We start from the raw sequence: 18,296 nt of genomic DNA, 5'->3' as shown, positions 1-18,296 counted from the left end.
GCACCGGAGCGAGAGGAGACGCCCGTGTCGGACCGCGAGCTCCACTGCGACACCTGCGAGGGCGTGCAGCCGTTCGAGGTCCCGCCCTGCGTCGACGGTCACGACCTCGACTGTCCCGAGCTGATCTGCACCGGCTGCGGCGCGGCCGAGCTGATCGCCACCTTCGCCTTCCCCGCCCCGCGCCTGGCCGACCGGCGCCCGCGGGCGGCATCCCGGTCGGGCCGCCGCGCGGCCTGACCCGCGGCGCCGCCCTCATCGCGCGCTCTCGCTCGCCGTGCTGCCAGGCCGTTGGCCCCGCCGGCGACCGCACGGCCGGCGTCCCGGTCCTGTCGACCTGATGCCGGGTACGGCTCAGCGGCCGGAACACGCGTAGGCCCGCGTCCCGGAGCGGGACGCGGGCCTACGGGCGAAGCCGTCAGATCAGTGCTCGGCGGTACGCCGGGTGCCGGTGTAGTACTCGAAGAGCAGGCCGCACGCGGCGAAGATGACCGCGACCAGGCCGAGGCCCACCAGCCAGAACTGCCAGTACACCAGGCCCAGGCCGGCCACCGCGGCGGCCAGCGCCAGGCCGAACGGCCAGTAGCTGCCCGGGCTGAAGAAGCCGATCTCGCCGGCGCCGTCGGCGATCTCGCCGTCCGGCCGGTCCTCCGGCCGCAGGTCGATGCGGCGGGAGACGAACCAGAAGAAGCCACCGCACATCGAGCAGAGCAGGAACGACAGCAGCAGAGCCACCGTGCCGACCCACTCGACCCGGCCGCCGTCGCCGTAGGTCCAGACGCCGTAGAGCACCGCCACGCCGAACAGGAACGCGGCGATGACCAGGAAGATACGCCACTCGGTCTTCATGTCGGTTCCCTCAGTTCCTCGGGTCGGAGTGCGACTTGTCGGGGTTGAAGGTGGCCACGTTGCGCCGCGTCTTGAACGGCTCGGTGGTCGACGCGTACGGGTCTTCGCCGATGGCGCTGAGCGCCTCCTGCGTCGACTTGCCGTCCCGCTTGGCCGCCAGGAACTGGTCGTACTTCTCCGGGGAGACGACGCGCAGCTCGAAGTTCATGAAGGCGTGGTAGCTGCCGCAGAGCTCGGCGCACCGGCCGACGTACGCGCCCTCGGACTCGAGCTTGGAGATCTCGAAGACGTTGCGGATGTTGCCCGGCATGACGTCCCGCTTGAACAGCAGCTCCGGCACCCAGAACGAGTGGATGACGTCGCGGCTGGTCTCCTCGAAGCGGATCGACCGGTCGGTCGGCAGGACCAGCACCGGGATGACCTCGCTGGTGCCCAGCACCGACGCCACGGTGTTCGCCTCGGGGCCCTGACCGTCGCGGTAGTTGAACTGCCAGTTCCACTTGAACGCGACGACCTCGACGGTCACGTCGGGGTTCTTCGTGATCCGCACCACGTCGGTCTGCACGACCGCCGTGTAGTAGAAGAGCACGGAGACGATCAGGATCGGCGCGATGGTGTAGAGGAACTCCATCGGCAGGTTGTAGCGGGTCTGCACCGGCAGCTCGTTGCCCCGCTTGCGGTAGCGCACGACGCACCAGAAGATCAGGCCCCAGACGAAGACGCCGACCGCGAGGGCGGCGATGCAGGAGGCGATCCACAGGTCGTACATCCGGTGCGACTCCGGCGAGATGCCGCCCTGCGGCCAGCCGAAACCGTCGAACGAGCTGCCGACGTTGCAGCCGGTGAGCAGAACCAGCAGCGCCGCTCCGCCGAGACCGAGCCCGGCGAGCCGACCAGCACCACGCCGCCGGCGCCCACCGGCTCCTGGGGAAGCGCTGTGCCGTACGGCTGAGGGCCGTACCTCCGAACTCCTTGCGACCACCTGGTCCTGCCTCCCTAGCGCGCCGCGGTGGGTTTCCCTGAAGCACCGACGGCAAAGGCGTCACCGACGGTCGCAGATTACTCGACCATGACGGGCTCGACCGTGTTGGGGTCACTGTGCGCCCCCATCGGGGGGCTCGTGGGCATACCGACCGGATAGCGTGGGCTGTCGTGAGCGCTACCCCGGTCTACCTGGACGCGGCCACCGCCGCGCCGCTGCACCCGGTCGCCCGGCAGGCACTGCTGGCCGCCCTCGACGACGGCTGGGCCGACCCGGCCAGGCTGTACACCCAGGCCCGCCGGGCCCGCCAGCTCCTCGACGCCGCCCGCGAGGCCACCGCGGCCACGCTCGGCGTCCGCGCCGACGAGCTCTCCTTCACCCCCAGCGGTACGGCCGCGGCGCACGGGGCGGTGCTGGGTGGCCTGGCCGGTCGGCGGCGGGCCGGTGCGACGCTGGTGCACTCGACGATCGAGCACTCCGCGGTGCTGCACGCCGGCGAGCGGCACGTGGCCGGTGGCGGCGCCGCCGTCGCCGTGCCGGTGGACCGGCTCGGCCGGCTCGACCTGGCCGCCTGGTCCGACGCGGTACGGGCCCCCGGGGTCGCGCTGGCCGCGCTGATCGCCGCCAGCCACGAGGTGGGCACGGTCCAGCCGGTGGCGCGGGCGGCAGCCGAGTGCGCCGACGCGGGTGTCCCGCTGTACGTCGACGCGGCCCAGGTGGTGGGGCGGGCGCCGGTGCCGGCGGGCTGGTCGGTGCTGACCGCCAGCGCGCACAAGTGGGGTGGGCCACCCGGGGTGGGGCTGCTGGTGGTGCGCAAGGGCACCCGGTGGGAGTCGCCCTGGCCGGCCGACGAGCGGGAGTCGGGGCGTACCCCGGGGGTGGTCAACCTGCCGGCAGTGGTGGCGGCGGCGGCGAGCCTGCGCGCGGCGGCGGCGGACGCCGCGGCCGAGGCGGCCCGGCTGGCGCCGCTGGTGGACCGGATCCGGGCCCGGGTGGTGGCCGAGGTGCCGGACGTGGAGGTGGTCGGCGACCCCGTCGACCGGCTCCCCCACCTGGTCACCTTCTCCTGCCTCTACGTCGACGGCGAGGTGCTGCTGCACGCGCTGGACCGGCGCGGCTTCGCGGTCTCCTCCGGCTCCTCCTGCACCTCCTCGACGCTGCGCCCGTCGCACGTGCTGGAGGCGATGGGGGTGCTCTCGCACGGCAACGTGCGGGTCTCGCTGCACCGGGAGACGACCGAGGCGGACGTCGAGCGGTTCCTGGCCGAGTTGCCCGGGATCGTCGCCGAGCTGCGCGCCGAGGCGGGGGTGGTGGGGCTGTGACCGATCCCACGGAGGTGCTCGACTGCCGGGGCCAGCGCTGCCCGCTGCCGGTCATCGCGCTGGCCCGCCGCCTGCCCGAGCTGCCCGTCGGCGCGGTGCTGCGGGTCCTGGCCGACGACCCGGCCGCCGCGGTCGACATCCCGGCCTGGTGCCGCATGCGGGCCCAGGACTTCGTCGCCGCCCACCCCGACACCACCGCCTACGACGTCCGCCGCACCCACTGATCCCTCCCCCACCCACCCCAGGATCTGCGCTGCGCTCGCGGGGCGCGCCGGGGGGTCAGGTCAGGTAGGTGAGGATGGCGGGGAGAGGGTCGAGGTCCACGGCGGTGTCGACCACGAGGCGGGGGCCGATGATCGGCTCGTACTCGGCGCGGCGCAGCAGGGTCTGATCCCAGGTGGGAAGCAGTGGGTCGGGCTCGGCGGGCAGCCGCGCCTCGACCCGGCGGCGGTGCTCCGCCTCGTCGCCGCAGTGCACCTCGATCAGCCGCAGCGGCACCCCGGCCCGCTGGGCCAGGTCGTGCCAGAGGCCGCGGGCGCTGGCCACCGGGTTGACCGCGTCGACCACCACGGTGAGGCCGAGTCCCAACTGCACCTCGGCCAACCCCGCCACCGCCTGGTACGCCGCCATCCCGGGCACGTCGCCGACCAGCCCGTGGTGGGCCAGCGCCCGCTCGACCGGGTCCACCGGCAGCACGGGCGCGCCCAGCGCCGCGCCGACCCGCCGGGCGAGGGTGCTCTTGCCCACCGCCGGCAGGCCGGCGAACGCGACCAGGACGGGACTCACGGCAGCAGGTGAGGCCGCACGTCCTCGGCGGCGGCGTCGCCGTACGACTCGGCCAGGCGCTTGACGAACAGGTCGCGGCGGACGTCGTACTCCTGGGTGCCGATTGTCTCCAGCACCAGGGTGGCCAGCAGCGAGCCGACCTGCGCGGCCCGCTCCAGGCCGAGACCCCAGGAGAGCGCGGCGAAGAAGCCGGCCCGGAAGCCGTCGCCGACGCCGGTCGGGTCGACCGCCTGGATCTCCCGGGCGATCGGCACGTGGATCGTCCCGAAGTCCCGGCCGGCGATCTCCGCGCCGTCCTTGCCCAGCGTGGTGACCCGCACCTTCACCCGGTCGAGCAGCTGCTCGTCGGTGAGGCCGGCCTTGCTCTGCAGCAGGGACTTCTCGTAGTCGTTGGTCATCAGGTAGTCGGCGCCGTCGATCAGGCCGATCACGTCCGCGCCGTCCATCCGGGCGAGCTGCTGGGACGGGTCGGCGACGAAGGCGTAGCCGCGCTCCCGGCACTCGGCGGAGTGGCGGATCATCGCCTCCGGGTCGTTGGCGCTGACCAGCACCAGGTCGAGGCCGCCGAGGCGCTGGGCGACCGGGGACAGCTCGATGTTGCGGGCCTCGCTCATCGCCCCGGCGTAGAAGGAGGCGATCTGGCACATGTCGGTGTCCGTGGTGCAGACGAACCGGGCGGTGTGCGCCACCTCGCTGACGTGCACCGACTCGCAGTCGACGCCGTGCCGCTCCAGCCAGGAGCGGTAGTCGGCGAAGTCGGCGCCGACCGCCCCGAGCAGCACCGGGCGCAGCCCGAGCTGCGCCATGCCGAAGGCGATGTTGGCGGCCACCCCGCCGCGACGCAGCACCAGGTCGTCCACGAGGAACGACAGCGACACCTTGTGCAGCTGGTCGGCGATGAACTGGTCGGCGAAGCGACCGGGGAAGCTCATCAGGTGGTCGGTCGCGATCGAGCCGGTCACGGCGATCTTCATGTCAACCCTCGGGGTCGGGAGCACGGCGCCGGTCAGCCTACCGGTCCGCCCGGGGAGCCGGTCCAGGGTCGGTCGACAATGCGCCACCCGCCGTTGGGCCCGACGTCACCCCCGGCGGAGCCGGACAGACGACGGCGGGGCCGCCCCGAAGGACGGCCCCGTCGTACGCTGGTCGACTCAGCTGAACGAGTCGCCGCAGGCGCAGGAGCTGCCCGCGTTGGGGTTGTCGATGGTGAAGCCCTGGGCGTCGATCCGGTCGGCGAAGTCGATGGTGGCGCCGGCCAGGTAGGGGGCGCTCATCCGGTCGACGACGACCTCGACACCGTCGAAGTCGGTGACGACGTCACCGTCGAGCGACCGCTCGTCGAAGAACAGCTGGTACCGCAGGCCGGAGCAGCCGCCCGGCTGCACCGCGACCCGGAGCCGCAGGTCGTCGCGGCCCTCCTGCTCGATCAGGGCCTTGACCTTCTGCGCCGCGACGTCGGTGAGGACGACGGAAGTAGGGGCCTGGGCCTCGGTCGACTCGGTCTGCGCTGGCGTGGTCACGTGGAAATCTCCCTGCGCGGTATGGGTCCGGACGCACTGGCCAACGTCGCGCGTCGTCCAGTGATTCCCGGTGTGGTCCAGATCCGATCGTACGCCGCCCCGGCCGGCGGCACCCGGGGGCGTGACCGGACGGCCGTCACCCGCGCCGCAGGTCCGCACCGGGGCGGCACCGTGCCGCGCACCCGGGCATCCCGACGTGTCTCTTCGGCACGGCCGTTACCGAACGAGCCTGATACCTCAGAGTCATCTTGATGCCTCTTGAGGTATCACGCTCGCGGTGGTGTCATGCTCCGGACCGGCGCGACCGGAGCCCGGCGCGACCGGATCGGCGGCGGCGCCCCGGCCGGGTGCTCAGCGGCTCCACTGCCGGGCCAGCCGGGCGCCCAGCGCCCGCAGCCCCTCGGCCGGGCGGCTCATCGCCGCCTCGACGCCGCCGCGTTCCTCCCCGCCGAAGTGCTCCACCAGGCTGTACGTCTCGGTGACGCCGGCCGAGGCGGCCTCCCGCCGCCCCGTGCTCACCCGCCCCGCCAGCACCACGCAGGGCACCCCGCGGTCGCGGGCGGCCCCGGCCACCCCGGCGACGACCTTCCCGCGCAGCGACTGGTGGTCGAAGGACCCCTCGCCGGTGATCACCAGGTCGGTGGCGTCGAGAGCGGCGTCCAGCCCGATCGCCCGGGTCACCAGGTCGATGCCGGACTCACAGCGCCCGCCCAGGGCGAGGATCGCCGCGCCGAGGCCGCCGGCCGCGCCGCTGCCCGGGAGCGCGCCCAGTCCGGGCGGACAGCCGGGCAGGTCCCGTTCGAGCACCGCCGCCCAGCGCTCCAGCGCGGCGTCGAGCAGCAGCACGTCAGACCGGGTGGCGCCCTTCTGCGGGCCGTAGACGTTGCTCGCGCCGTACAACCCGAGCAGCGGGCTGTCGACGTCGGTGGCGGCGACCAGGGTGGCCCCGCGCAGCCGGGGCGCGCCGTCGAGGGTGGCGACCGCGGCCAGCGCCGCCCCGCCGTACGGCAGGGCCCGGCCGGCGTCGTCCAGCGGCGTCGCGCCGAGCGCGGTGAGCAGTCCGGCCCCGCCGTCGTTGGTGCCGGAACCGCCCAGCCCGACCACCACCGTGCGCGCCCCGTGCTCGACGGCCGCGGTGACCAGCGCCCCCAGCCCGTACGAGGTGGTCGCCTTCGGGTCCCGCTCGGCGGCGGAGAGCAGGTGCAGCCCGCAGGCCTGGGCGCTCTCCAGATAGGCGGTGCCGTCGTCGGTGAGCAGGATCTCACCGGTGGCCGGCCGGCCCAGCGGGTCGACGGTCGGCACCGGGATCCGCCGCCCGCCGAGGGCGTCGGCGAGCACCGCGACGAAGCCCGGCCCGCCGTCGGCGAGCGGTCGGATCAGCAGCTCGTCGCCGGCGGCGACGGCCCGCCAGCCCTCGGCGACGGCGGCGGCGACCTCCGGAGCGGCGAGGGTGCCGGCGAACTTGTCCGGACAGAGCAGCACGCGCATGCCTGGCAGTGTGGCAGCCCACACCGGCGGAGGCTGCGCGGCAGCCACGCTGTGGGACCATGGGAGGCGTGACTTCGACCTGGGTGGAACCCTCCAACACCGCCACTGCGCTGCTGCTCCTCGGCCGCGGCAGCGACCCCGCCACCGAGCGTGGCGTGGAGTGTCCGGGCGACCTGCCGGCGCCGAGCGACCCCGACCTGGTGGCCCGGGCGGCGGCGGCCAAGGCCGCGCTCGGCACCAAGGTGTTCGTGCTGGGTCACCACTACCAGCGCGACGAGGTGATCCAGTTCGCCGACGTGACCGGCGACTCGTTCAAGCTGGCCCGGGAGGCGGCGGCCCGCCCGGACGCCGAGTACATCGTCTTCTGCGGTGTGCACTTCATGGCCGAGAGCGCCGACATCCTCACCTCGGACGCGCAGAAGGTGATCCTGCCCGACCTGGCCGCCGGCTGCTCGATGGCGGACATGGCGGTGCTGTCGCAGGTCGAGACCGCCTGGGACGTGCTGACCGAACTGGGCGTCGCGGCGGACACCGTGCCGGTGACGTACATGAACTCCTCGGCCGACATCAAGGGCTTCGTCGGGCGCACCGGCGGCGTGGTCTGCACCTCGTCGAACGCCAAGCGGGCCCTGGACTGGGCGTACCAGCAGGGGTCGAAGGTGCTCTTCCTGCCCGACCAGCACCTCGGCCGCAACACGGCGGTGCTGGAGATGGGCCTCTCGCTGGACGACTGCGTGCTGTACGACCCGCACAAGCCGGGTGGCGGGCTCACCCCGCAGCAGCTGCGCGACGCGAAGATGATCCTGTGGCGCGGGCACTGCTCGGTGCACGGCCGGTTCACCCTCGACAGCGTCAACGACGTGCGCGCGCGGGTGCCCGGGGTCAACGTGCTGGTGCACCCGGAGTGCCGCCACGAGGTGGTCACCGCCGCCGACCACGTGGGCTCCACGGAGTACATCATCAAGACCATCGAGGCGGCTCCGGCCGGCTCGGCCTGGGCGGTCGGCACCGAGCTGAACCTGGTCCGCCGGCTGGCGCTGGCCCACCCGGACAAGCAGATCATGTTCCTGGACAAGGCGGTCTGCTACTGCTCGACGATGAACCGGATCGACCTGCCGCACCTGGTCTGGGCGCTGGAGGAGCTGGTCGCCGGGCGGGTGGTCAACCAGATCACCGTCGAGGAGGACACCGCGCACCACGCGCGGGTGGCGCTGGACCAGATGCTCGCCCTGCCGGGCGCGGACACCCCACCGCCCACCGCCAGCTGATCACCCACGGTCACATCGCTGGTACGGAAACATGCCGGAATCCCCGGTTCGTTCCGTGCCTGGCGATGTGACCGATTCCATTTTCGTCACCGAGGGCTATGCTGCCGGGGCGACGACATCGCGGACCGTTTTGCGCCGGTCCCATTCCGGGTAGCTGAACAGCCGGCAAGAGCTGGACAGCCCGACCCCACCCTCGACACAGCACCACCCGACGCGCGCTGGAGGTTGCGTTGACCGACGACGTCCTGGTCGTACACGGAGGCACGCCGCTGGAAGGGCGGATCCGCGTGCGCGGCGCGAAGAACCTGGTCTCGAAGGCGATGGTCGCCGCCCTGCTGGGCGACACCCCCAGCCGGCTCTTCGACGTGCCGCGCATCCGTGACGTCGAGGTGGTCCGCGGGCTGCTCGGCCTGCACGGGGTCAAGGTCACCGACGGCGCGGAAGAGGGCGAGCTGGTCTTCGACCCGGCCAACGTCGAGAGCGCCAGCACCGACCAGATCAACGTGCACGCGGGTTCCAGCCGGATCCCGATCCTGTTCTGCGGCCCGCTGCTGCACCGGCTCGGGCACGCCTTCATCCCGGACCTGGGCGGCTGCCACATCGGGCCGCGCCCGATCGACTTCCACCTCCAGGCGCTGCGCGAGTTCGGCGCGACGGTCGAGAAGACCCCGGAGGGGCTGCACCTGTCGGCGCCGAACGGGCTGCACGGCACCAAGTTCGCGCTGCCGTACCCGAGCGTGGGCGCTACCGAGCAGGTGCTGCTCACCGCGGTGATGGCCGAGGGCGTCACCGAGCTGCGCAACGCCGCCGTCGAGCCGGAGATCATCGACCTGATCTGCATCCTGCAGAAGATGGGCGCGATCATCAAGGTCCACACCGACCGGGTGATCGAGATCCAGGGCGTCAAGCGGCTCAGCGGCTACACCCACCGGCCGATCCCCGACCGGATCGAGGCGGCGAGCTGGGCGGCGGCGGCGCTGGCCACCCGCGGGCACGTCGAGGTGCTCGGCGCCCAGCAGGTCGACATGATGACCTTCCTGAACATCTTCCGCTCGGTCGGCGGCGCGTACGAGGTGACCGACGCCCGCGCGCCGAAGCTCGGCGACCCGGGCCAGGAGGGCGGCATCCGGTTCTGGCACCCGGGCGGCGAACTCAACGCCGTGGCGCTGGAGACCGACGTGCACCCGGGCTTCATGACCGACTGGCAGCAGCCCCTGGTCGTCGCGCTGACCCAGGCCCGCGGCCTGTCGATCGTCCATGAGACGGTCTACGAGCAGCGGCTGGGCTACACCGAGGCGCTGAACACGATGGGCGCCAACATCCAGGTCTACCGGGACTGCCTGGGCGGCACCCCGTGCCGCTTCGGCCGGCGCAACTTCAAGCACTCCGCGGTGATCGCCGGGCCGAGCAAGCTGCACGCGGCCGACCTGGTCATCCCGGACCTGCGCGCCGGGTTCAGCCACCTGATCGCCGCGCTCGCCGCCGAGGGCACGTCCCGGGTGTACGGCGTGGATCTGATCAACCGCGGTTACGAGGACTTCGAGGCGAAGCTGGCCAGCCTGGGCGCGCACGTCGAGCGTCCGTAACCGAAAAACATCCGCTCCGCCGAGCGCCCGGTGCACCGTGATGTGCACCGGGCGCCGTCGTTTGGCTACCCTTCACCTCGTGCTGTCGCTGTTTCGTCGCAAGTCCGCCGACCCCGACTCCTCCGCCACCGTCGTGGCGACCGAGGAGCAGCCCGCCGCGCGCCCCCGGGGCTACACCCCGAGCAAGAAGGAACTGGGCCTGCAGACCCCGAAGCGGCCGGTCGGCGGTCGTCGCCCCGCCGGGCCGACGAAGCCGCTGACCAAGGAGGAGGCGCGGGAGCAGCGCCGGCTGGCCCGCGCCGAGGCGGCGGCGGAGTTCCGCCGCGAGGGCGGCCCGCGCGACCGCGGCCCGGAGCGGCTGCTGGCCCGCAACGTGGTCGACTCCCGGCGTACGGTCGGCACCTGGTTCTTCGGTGGCGCGCTGATCGTGCTGATCGGCTCCAACCAGGCCATGCCGCCGGCGATCCGGCTGGCCTCGAACATCGTCTGGGGTGCGCTCGCCCTCGGCGTGGTGATCGACTCGATCCTGATCTCTCGCAAGATCAAGAAGCTGGTCCGGGAGCGCTTCCCGAACAGCGGCGAGCGGATGGGGTCGCTCTACCTCTACGCGATCATGCGCTCGATCACCTTCCGCCGGATGCGGGCGCCCGCGCCGCAGGTCAACATCGGCGACAAGATCTGACCCGCACGGTCCCTCCCGAGCCCCTTCCCGCCGTCGCGGGGAGGGGCTCCGGTCATCGCGCCCCGGACCGGCGGCGGGCTCAGCCGGTGACCGGGGCCGCCCGGCTCGCCGGGGACCGGTAGAGCCGGGTCACCACCTCCTCGATGTCCGGCTCGACGATCGAGATGTCGCGGAGCGTGGCCAGGCCGGCCAGCCCGGCCACCACCTCCGCCGCGCCGGCCGACTCGCAGGCGTAGACCAGCCGGCGCCCGTCCGCCTCGACCCGTTCCAGCGGTGCGCCGGGCAGCGTCGGCGGGGTGGCCAGCGCGGTGTCCAGCTCGGCGACGACCAGCCGGCGGGAGCCGTACCGGCTGTGCAGGGCCGCGATCGAGCCGTCGTGCACCACCCGACCGTGGTCGATCACCACGAGCCGGCGGCAGAGCCGCTCGATGTCGGCCAGGTCGTGGGTGGTGAGCACCAGCGTGGTGTCGCCGGCCCGGCGCAGCTCGCCGAGGAAGTCGCGGACCGCCTGCTTGCTCACCACGTCCAGGCCGATGGTGGGCTCGTCGAGGAAGAGCACCCGCGGGCCGTGCAGCAGGGCGGCGGTCAGCTCGCCGCGCATCCGCTGCCCGAGGGAGAGCTGCCGCACCGGGATGTCCAGGAACTCGTCGAGGTCCAGCAGCGCGCGGCAGCGGCGCAGCCGGGTCGCGTGGTCGCCGGCCGGCACCCGGTAGACGTGCCGGAGCAGGTCGAACGAGTCGCGCAGCGGCAGGTCCCACCAGAGCTGGGAGCGCTGCCCGAAGACCACGCCGATGCCGAGGGCCAGCCGGGTGCGCTGGGCGACCGGGCGCAGCCCGCAGACGCGTACCTGCCCGGCGGAGGGGGTCAGCACGCCGGTGAGCATCTTCAGGGTGGTGGACTTGCCCGCCCCGTTCGGGCCGATGTAGCCGAGCGTCTCGCCGCGCTCCACCCGCAGGTCCACGCCGTCGACGGCGGTGACCGTCCGCTTCTCGCGGCGCAGCCGACCGACCTTGATCCGGACCGTGAACTCCTTGCGCAGCCCCTGCGCGTCGATCACCAGGCTCATGACCCCGTACTCCGGTAGTGGCGGACACCGACGCGCCAGGCCGCCGCCGCGCCGGCGGCGGCGACGAGCGCGACCCCGGGCGAGGCCCAACCCGCCCAGGCCGGCAGGCCCAGCGGGTCGGCCCGGCCGAGCAGCGCCAGCGCCGGCTGGTAGCTGACGAAGGCGAATCCCAGCCCGTACGCGAAGGCCGCCCGGAACCAGCCCTCGAAGATCGTGACCGGGTACGAGGTGAAGTCCCGCCCACCGTAGGTGAGCGAGTTGGCCAACTCCCCCGACTCCACCCAGTAGAACGAGACGGTGGCGGTGGCCACGAAGAGCGAGCCGAAGAAGACCACCCCGGCCAGCGGGGCGACGACGGCCAGCACCACCCGCCCGGGCGTCCAGTCGATTCCGGCGGTGGCCAGCGCCACCACCAGCACGCCCAGGCCGAACAGCGCCCGGGACAGCTTGCGCAGCGGCAGGTCCATCAGCAGCAGTTGGGGCAGCGCGCCGAGCGGTCGCAGCAGCACCGCGTCGAGCAGCCCGGTGCGCACGTACCGGGGCAGCCGTTCGATGTTGCCGACCAGCAGGTCGGCGGTGGCGAAGGCGCAGGCGGAGAGGCCGACCATCACCAGCGTCTCGGAGAGGGTGAAGCCACCCAGCTCGTGGGTCACCCCGTAGAGCACCAGGACGGTGACCACGTCGAAGACGGTGGCCCCGACGTTGCCCAACAGGTCCACCACGAACGACGTCCGGTACGCCGTCTGCGACCGCGCCTGCGCCCGCAGCAGCGCCCGGTACGCGGTGGCCGCGCCGCCCGCCTCAGCCACCCTGCACTACCAGCCGCCGTTCGGCCCGGCGCTGCACCAGCCGGCAGGCGGCCAGGATCAGCACCGCCCACCAGAGCTGGAGGGCGACCAGCCCGAGCTGGGTGACCGGCGGGTCCCGCTCGACCAGCACGTCCAGCGGGGTCTGCAGCAGGCTCGGGAAGGGGGTGCCGAGCGAGAGGGAGAGCTGGAGCGGCTCGGGCAGGAACCGCAGCGGGAAGTAGAGCCCGGCCAGCACCCCCGAACCGAGCGTCCAGAGGATCATCGGGCCACGGACGTCCTGCAACCAGTACGCCGTGGTGTTGACCAGGTACCGGCAGCCGAAGCAGAGCACCAGCGCGGTGACCACGGAGACGCCGAAGAGCGGCAGGGTCGACCAGCGGGTGGGCAGGTACACGTCGAAGAAGAGCGGACCGACGAGCAGCGGCGGCAGGAAGCGGGCCAGCACGGCGTACCCGGCGCGGCCGAGGTCGGTGGCGAGGTAGCTGGTCACCGGGTGCACCGGGCGGAGCAGGTCGCCGGCGACGTCACCGGTGCGGATCCGGTCGGCCAGGTCGGTCCAACCCCAGAGCAGGATCACCGCCAGCAGGCCTTGGGCGACCCAGACGAAGGTGGCGAGCTGGGCGCGGTCGTACCCGCCGACGCTGCCGGCGGTACCGACTGCCGCGAGCAGCACGTAGCAGTGCAGGAACCCGAAGACGGAGTTGGTGACGGCACCGGCCAGCGCGGCCTGCCGATAGGTGGCGTATCGTCGGAAGCCGGATCGGGATATCGCCCGGAATGTCCGAAACCATAGGATAACGTTTGAGTCCGTGGGCGGTGCCACAGTGGCGGTGACCGAGCCCACGCCGTTACCCTCCATCCGCAGCCATGCCGTGCCGGGCCGGGCGACTCTACCGGCAGGTGGGGGCCCCGGCACGACAATTTTGCAACGAGGTGACACCGCCGTGAGCGAGCGACGCGAGCCGGGCATCGGGCCGCGCCGCACGGGCGGCGACGAGGGCCCTCGATGACAGGCGGCTACCGCGACCGCTGGCACGACCCGGCCGAGCCCTCCTGGGTCGTCGAACCGACCACCGAGTGGCAGCCGCAGTTCCCCGGCCAGCGCTACCCCGGCGACATCGGCACCCGACACGTTCCGGCACCGCCCCCGCGTGGGCGGGCCGCCGTGGTCGGCCGGGCCGAGGTGCCGCCGCTCGCCCCGACCCGTCCCGACGGGACGTACCTCGGGCGGTCCTGGGACGAGCACGACGAGGAGCCGCCGCGCTGGGGTGGCCACCCCGTCGCCGCACCGCAGCCGCACGCCGACGAGGCGTACCGGCGCGACGACGACCTGTACCGGCGGCCGGCCTCCGACCTGACCTGGCAGCGCGAGCGCCGCCGGCCGGAGCCGGAGGCTCCGGCCCCGCGCGCCGCCCGTACCGCCTGGGCCGACCGACCGCGCGAGGTCGCCGACCGACCGCGCGAGAGCGCCGACCGACCGCGCGAGGCGGCGTGGCACCGCGACCGGGGCGCCCCCGACCGGTACGACGGTCATCCGCAGCGCCCCGCCCCGGGTGTCGCCCCGGTCTCCCCCGGGCCGAGGCACGAGCCGGCCCGTGGCGTCGAGCCCGGCTGGGTGCCCGAGCCCGACGAGGCGTCGCCGGCGCGCCGGCCCGGCACCGGCTACGACCGCCGTCCGGCCGACGACGGCCGCCGGCGGGACGGTCACGAGCAGTTCCCGGCCGACCGGCGGACCCGCCCCGACCAGGAGGTTCCCGGCCGGTACCGCGAGCCGGACGAGCGCCGCCCGGCGCGCCACGACGAGCGCCCGCCGGCTTCGCACGGATACGACGACCGCCCGCCCGCCCGCGACCACGCCGGCCACCGACCCGGACCGAACGGGTACCCGGACCGGCCCACCCCGAACGGGTACGCCGAGCACCGCCCGGCACCGAACGGGTACACCGACGAGCGGCCCGCGCCGAACGGGTACGCCGAACAGCGGCCCACCCCGAACGGGTACGACGACGAGCGGCCCACCCCAAACGGGTACCCCGACGAGCGGCCCGCGCCGAACGGGTACGCCGAACAGCGGCCCACCCCGAACGGGTACGACGACGAGCGGCCCACCCCAAACGGGTACCCCGACGAGCGGCCCGCGCCGAACGGGTACGCCGAACAGCGGCCCACCCCGAACGGGTACACCGAACAGCGGCCCACCCCGAACGGGTACGCCGAAGAGCGGCCCACCCGGAACGGGTACGACGACGCGCGCCGCCCGCCGTCTCGCGGGTCGGACGAGCGCTGGCAGCGCGGGCACGACGAGCGCCGCCACCCCGAGGAGCGGGGACCGTCGCGCGAGGCGGCCGCCCGCGCCGAGGCGTACCCGGACCGCCGGCCGCGCGAGGCGACGCCGCCCGCCGAGGCGTACCGCGAGCAGTGGAGCCGGCCCGGCACGGACCGCGACGGGCGGGGCGGCCCCGGCCCGGACCACGGCCGGCACCAGGAGCAGCGGCCCGCCCGCCCCTCGTGGCACGAGGAACGGCCGGCCGCCCACGGCCCGGTGCGTCCGATCTCGCCCGCGCCGGTCTCCGGGGCGCCGTCCTCCGGCGGCCCGGCCCCGGCCACACCCGTCTCCCCCGCCCCCACCTCGGACGCGCCGGTCTCGGGCGCGCCCGTCCGCCCGGTCGCCGACGCGCGTGCCCCGCACGGCCGGGACCAGTTCCCGCCCCGCGCCGCCGGCACGCCGCCCTTCGCCGGGACCATGCCCCCGGTCTCCGGTCCACCGCGCCCCGCGCCGCCGACCACCGGCGGCTCAGCGGGCCGGACCCGCGACGACCGGCCCACCTCGGCCCCGCCCGGCCCGGAGCGCGACGCGCCGATCTCGTCGCCCCCGGCGGCCCGGCCGCGGCCGGAGTTCCGGCCCGGCCAGGAGGGCGCGGCGCGCCCCACCGCGCCCGGCGACGCCGGCCCGACCGCCCAGCGCCCCGTCCCGGCCGACCACCGGCCGGCGTCCGCGCCTCCGGCCGACGGGCGACCGGTCTCCGGTGCCCCCGGTGCGGGATCCCGGCACTCCGCCGACGACCGGGTACCGCCGGCGCACGGCCGGCCGTTCCCCGGCCAGCAGCCGACGCCCGACCGGCGGCCGGTGTCGGGAGCGCCCGTCGGGCACCAGCCCGTGCCGAGACCGTCCGTCGGCCACCGGCCGGTCTCCGGGCCGCCCGTCGGCCCGCCCCCGCCGCCCGAGGCCCGGGTCGCGCCGCAGCGGCCCGCCGGGCCGCCTCCCGCGCCGTCCACCCCGGCGAGCGCGGGCCCGTCGGCCGCCGGCCCGTCCCTGGAGATCACGCCGGACAAGCCGCGCCGCTACGTCCCTCCGGCGCCGGAGCCCACCGCGCCCGTGCCCCCGGTCGCCCGCAGCACGGCGCCGAACAGTTCCGAGGCGTGGTTCCGCCCCGCCCGCCCGACGCCGGCCGACGAGGCCGACGACCGCCCGGTGTCCGCCCCGTCCGGCGCGGCGGGCACGTCCGCGCCGGCGGCCCGCCCGGCCCCGGACGCGGACCGGCCGACCCCGGTCGATCCGCCCCGGGACGCGTCCCGGTCGGCGGCCCCGGTGTCCGCGCCGCCCGAGGCCAACCACCCCTCGGACGAGCGGTTCCCGGTGCCGTCCCCCGACGAGCCGTACCGGCCGGTCTCCGCGCCGCCGGCGTTCCGGCCGGTCGCCGACCGGGCTGCGTCCGACGTCACGGGACCGGCGGCGCCTCCGGCCGCGCCCGTCTCCGGGCCGGCCGCCGCACCGGTCGAGCCCATGGCCTCGACGCCCGAGCGGGACACCGCCGACGAGGTTCCCGCCTCCGCGCCCTGGGCCGAGCTCCCGGGGCCGTCGGTTCCGGTGTCCACGCCGCCGGCGGACGCCGCTGTGGAGCCGGCCCGACCCATCTCCGCGCCACCGGCCGACACCCTGGAGCCGGCCCGACCCGTCTCCGCGCCACCGGTCGCGGACCGGGCGGCAGGGACCGCCGGACCCCACGCGTCCGACGGCCCCGAACCCGCCTCACCGGCCCACACCTGGGCGACCGGGACGGCCGGACCGGCCCGACCGGTCACCGTGCCACCGGCTGACAACTGGGCGGCCGGGACGGGCGAATCAGGCGCGTCCGACGCCGCCGAACCGGCCCAACCGGTCACCGCACCGCCGGCTGAGCCCGAGCCGGCCGCAACGGTCGGACCGGACGCCGTCGGCACGTCGGCCCGACCCGTCTCCGCACCGCCGGCCGGCACGGCCGAGCAGTCCGCCCCGCCGGTGCCGGGAGTCCCCTCCTCGGTGGCCGACGCACCGTCCGGCGAAGCGGAGTCCACGGCGCCCGGGGCCGACACCGACGAGGAGCCGGCCCATCCGGTCTCGGCACCGCCGTCGCCGACCGGCGCGGGTCCGACCTCGCCCGAGGCGTCGACGCCGCCCGCCACCGCGCCCGAGCAATCCGCCGGGCTCGTTCCGACGCCCCCAACCGTCGCTGCCACCACCGAACCGGCACCCGACCCGGACCCGGCCGTCCCGGTCACCCCGCCGGCCGCCGAGGCGGAGACGACCACGGCGGACCGGCCGGCCACCACCGCCCCGGAGACCACCACCACCGCCCCGGTCGAGCCGCCGGCCGACCCGGAGCAGGTCCTGGCCGCGTACCGGTGGCGGCTGGACCCGGAGACGCTGCGCGAGATCGTCGACGACGTTGACGAGCTGCGGACGCTGCGCCGGCGGCTGACCGAGAAGCTCGGCGCGTCCCTGGACAACCGGGCCCGGGCGCGGCTGCTCAGCCTGCGCGCGGTGGTCTCCCGGGTCGTCCACGACCTGGACGACGCGCTCGCCGACGGCCGGCTCGCCCTCACCTACGCGGAGGCGACCGGCGAGCTGCGGCGTACCGCGCTGGCCCGGGCCCGGCTGGCGGAGGTGCTGCGCTGGAAGGGCGAGTTCGCCGAGGCGGACCGGCTCTTCGCCGAGGCCAACTCGGCCGAGCTGCCGGACCGGCTGCGGGCGGCGCTGCACGAGCACGCCGGCCGCTCCTGCTACGACCAGGGCCGGCTGATGGAGGCCTGCGAGCATTTCGAGCGCGCCCTGGACCTGCGCCGGGTCGACGACCCGGAGCTGACCGAGCGGATCCGGGTCTGCCTGGACGCGGTGCACACCCGGGCCACCGCCCGGGGCGGCTTCGGGCCGTACCCCCGCAGCCGGGAGGAGGTGCTGCGCGGACGCAAGTCCCCGGTGCCCACGCTCGACGGCGGCCTGGGCCGGTGGGGGTACGCGGACGCCGAGGGTGAGCTGGTCCTCGACTACCGGTACGCCGAGGCACAGCCGTTCCGCGAGGGCCTGGCCTGGGTACGCCGCCCGGACGCCCCGGGCTGGGAGCTGATCGACGACGCCGGCAGCACCCTGATCGGCCCCTCGTACGCGGCGGTGCGGGCCTTCTCCGACGGCCTGGCCTGGGTCTCGCGCGGCGGCGAGGCGGACTGGATGGCGATCGACTCCGAGGACACCGTGGTGGTGCCGGCGGGCTTCGAGGACGTCCGGCCGTTCACCGCCGGGGTCGCCGTGGTGCGCCGGGGCGGCTGGGGCGCGGTGGACCGCAACGGTCGACTGGTCGTCCCGACCCGGTACCACGGCTTCCGCACCGCGCTGACCGGCGGCCGCCGGCTCGACGGCTTCACCGACGAGGGGCTGGCCGTGGTGGAACTGGGCGGCTTCCGGGGCGTGGTGGACCGCACGGGCCGGGTGCTGGTCGCGCCGGCCCACCCGGAGCTGGTGATCCACCCGGTGGCGTTCCTGGCCAACGACCGCACCGGCCGGTGGGGCGCGCTGGACCGGCGCGGCGAGTCGCTCATCGACCCGGTGCACCCCGGCCCGGACGCGGTGCTGGCCGAGATCGACCTGCTGCTGACCGACGCGCATCCGGTGCTCTGAACCACCCGG

16 protein-coding genes are annotated in these 18,296 nt (G+C 74.9%); 7 read left to right on the top strand and 9 right to left on the bottom strand.

What is annotated here, in order from left to right:
• Positions 1-24 precede the first annotated feature (24 nt).
• Positions 25-237: a hypothetical protein gene (locus GA0074696_RS11190; protein ID WP_088961038.1), complete on the top strand. Its 213-nt coding sequence runs from the start codon at positions 25-27 to the stop codon at positions 235-237.
• A 183-nt stretch (positions 238-420) separates the two neighbouring features.
• Here GA0074696_RS11190 and GA0074696_RS11185 read toward each other — a convergent pair whose 3' ends face one another.
• Both GA0074696_RS11185 and ctaC read right to left on the bottom strand, forming a co-directional pair.
• Entirely contained in the window at positions 421-846 is a 426-nt protein-coding gene (locus tag GA0074696_RS11185; protein WP_088961037.1) for a cytochrome c oxidase subunit 4, read from the bottom strand.
• Between the two features lie 10 nt (positions 847-856).
• Positions 857-1,828, bottom strand: a complete 972-nt coding sequence (gene ctaC / locus GA0074696_RS11180) for an aa3-type cytochrome oxidase subunit II (protein WP_088961036.1) — start codon at positions 1,826-1,828, stop codon at positions 857-859.
• A gap of 170 nt (positions 1,829-1,998) precedes the next feature.
• Here ctaC and GA0074696_RS11175 point away from each other — a divergent pair, with 170 nt between their 5' ends.
• A complete protein-coding gene (locus GA0074696_RS11175; RefSeq protein WP_088961035.1) occupies positions 1,999-3,150 on the top strand; it encodes a cysteine desulfurase family protein in 1,152 nt (383 codons plus the stop codon).
• Positions 3,147-3,374 (top strand): sulfurtransferase TusA family protein, encoded by a 228-nt coding sequence (locus GA0074696_RS11170; RefSeq protein ID WP_088961034.1) that lies wholly within the window; start codon positions 3,147-3,149, stop codon positions 3,372-3,374. Before GA0074696_RS11175 ends, GA0074696_RS11170 begins: the two co-directional genes overlap by 4 nt.
• A 55-nt stretch (positions 3,375-3,429) precedes the next feature.
• On the opposite strand, the gene GA0074696_RS11165 is transcribed toward GA0074696_RS11170, so the two are convergent.
• The 4 genes from GA0074696_RS11165 to GA0074696_RS11150 all read right to left on the bottom strand — a co-directional run bounded on the left by GA0074696_RS11165 (position 3,430) and on the right by GA0074696_RS11150 (position 6,944).
• A complete protein-coding gene (locus tag GA0074696_RS11165) occupies positions 3,430-3,936 on the bottom strand; it encodes an AAA family ATPase (RefSeq protein ID WP_088961033.1) in 507 nt (168 codons plus the stop codon).
• Positions 3,933-4,910, bottom strand: a complete 978-nt coding sequence (locus GA0074696_RS11160) for a carbohydrate kinase family protein (protein WP_088961032.1) — start codon at positions 4,908-4,910, stop codon at positions 3,933-3,935. Before GA0074696_RS11160 ends, GA0074696_RS11165 begins: the two co-directional genes overlap by 4 nt.
• A gap of 177 nt (positions 4,911-5,087) precedes the next feature.
• Complete coding sequence (erpA, locus tag GA0074696_RS11155) at positions 5,088-5,456, bottom strand: iron-sulfur cluster insertion protein ErpA (RefSeq protein ID WP_088961031.1); 369 nt, start codon at positions 5,454-5,456, stop codon at positions 5,088-5,090.
• Positions 5,457-5,807: 351 nt separating this feature from the next.
• Positions 5,808-6,944, bottom strand: coding sequence for a glycerate kinase family protein (locus GA0074696_RS11150; protein WP_088961030.1), 1,137 nt, complete (start codon positions 6,942-6,944; stop codon positions 5,808-5,810).
• A gap of 68 nt (positions 6,945-7,012) precedes the next feature.
• Here GA0074696_RS11150 and nadA point away from each other — a divergent pair, with 68 nt between their 5' ends.
• The 3 genes from nadA (at position 7,013) to GA0074696_RS11135 (ending at position 10,480) form a co-directional block, all read left to right on the top strand.
• Positions 7,013-8,212: a quinolinate synthase NadA gene (gene nadA / locus GA0074696_RS11145; protein ID WP_088964497.1), complete on the top strand. Its 1,200-nt coding sequence runs from the start codon at positions 7,013-7,015 to the stop codon at positions 8,210-8,212.
• 230 nt (positions 8,213-8,442) lie between these two features.
• Entirely contained in the window at positions 8,443-9,798 is a 1,356-nt protein-coding gene (murA, locus tag GA0074696_RS11140; RefSeq protein ID WP_088961029.1) for a UDP-N-acetylglucosamine 1-carboxyvinyltransferase, read from the top strand.
• Between the two features lie 82 nt (positions 9,799-9,880).
• Positions 9,881-10,480, top strand: a complete 600-nt coding sequence (locus GA0074696_RS11135) for a DUF3043 domain-containing protein (protein ID WP_088964496.1) — start codon at positions 9,881-9,883, stop codon at positions 10,478-10,480.
• 79 nt (positions 10,481-10,559) lie between these two features.
• Here GA0074696_RS11135 and GA0074696_RS11130 read toward each other — a convergent pair whose 3' ends face one another.
• From GA0074696_RS11130 to GA0074696_RS11120, 3 genes are read right to left on the bottom strand one after another with little or no spacing between them, the layout of a single operon-like run.
• The gene (locus GA0074696_RS11130) at positions 10,560-11,546 is read right to left on the bottom strand and encodes an ABC transporter ATP-binding protein (protein ID WP_088961028.1); all 987 of its coding nucleotides are present in this window, start codon (positions 11,544-11,546) and stop codon (positions 10,560-10,562) included.
• Complete coding sequence (locus GA0074696_RS11125) at positions 11,543-12,355, bottom strand: ABC transporter permease (protein ID WP_088961027.1); 813 nt, start codon at positions 12,353-12,355, stop codon at positions 11,543-11,545. Before GA0074696_RS11125 ends, GA0074696_RS11130 begins: the two co-directional genes overlap by 4 nt.
• On the bottom strand, positions 12,348-13,199 hold the full coding sequence (locus GA0074696_RS11120; protein WP_088961026.1) for an ABC transporter permease: 852 nt from the start codon (positions 13,197-13,199) through the stop codon (positions 12,348-12,350). Before GA0074696_RS11120 ends, GA0074696_RS11125 begins: the two co-directional genes overlap by 8 nt.
• Positions 13,200-13,361: 162 nt before the next feature.
• On the opposite strand from GA0074696_RS11120, the gene GA0074696_RS32255 reads away from it, so the two are divergent.
• Positions 13,362-18,287, top strand: coding sequence for a WG repeat-containing protein (locus GA0074696_RS32255; protein WP_269458719.1), 4,926 nt, complete (start codon positions 13,362-13,364; stop codon positions 18,285-18,287).
• Positions 18,288-18,296: the final 9 nt, after the last annotated feature.

Source organism: Micromonospora purpureochromogenes (assembly GCF_900091515.1).
Classification (GTDB): Bacteria; Actinomycetota; Actinomycetes; order Mycobacteriales; family Micromonosporaceae; genus Micromonospora; species Micromonospora purpureochromogenes.
Note: the sequence above shows the minus strand (reverse complement) of the source record. Positions and strands in the feature narration are given on the sequence as shown.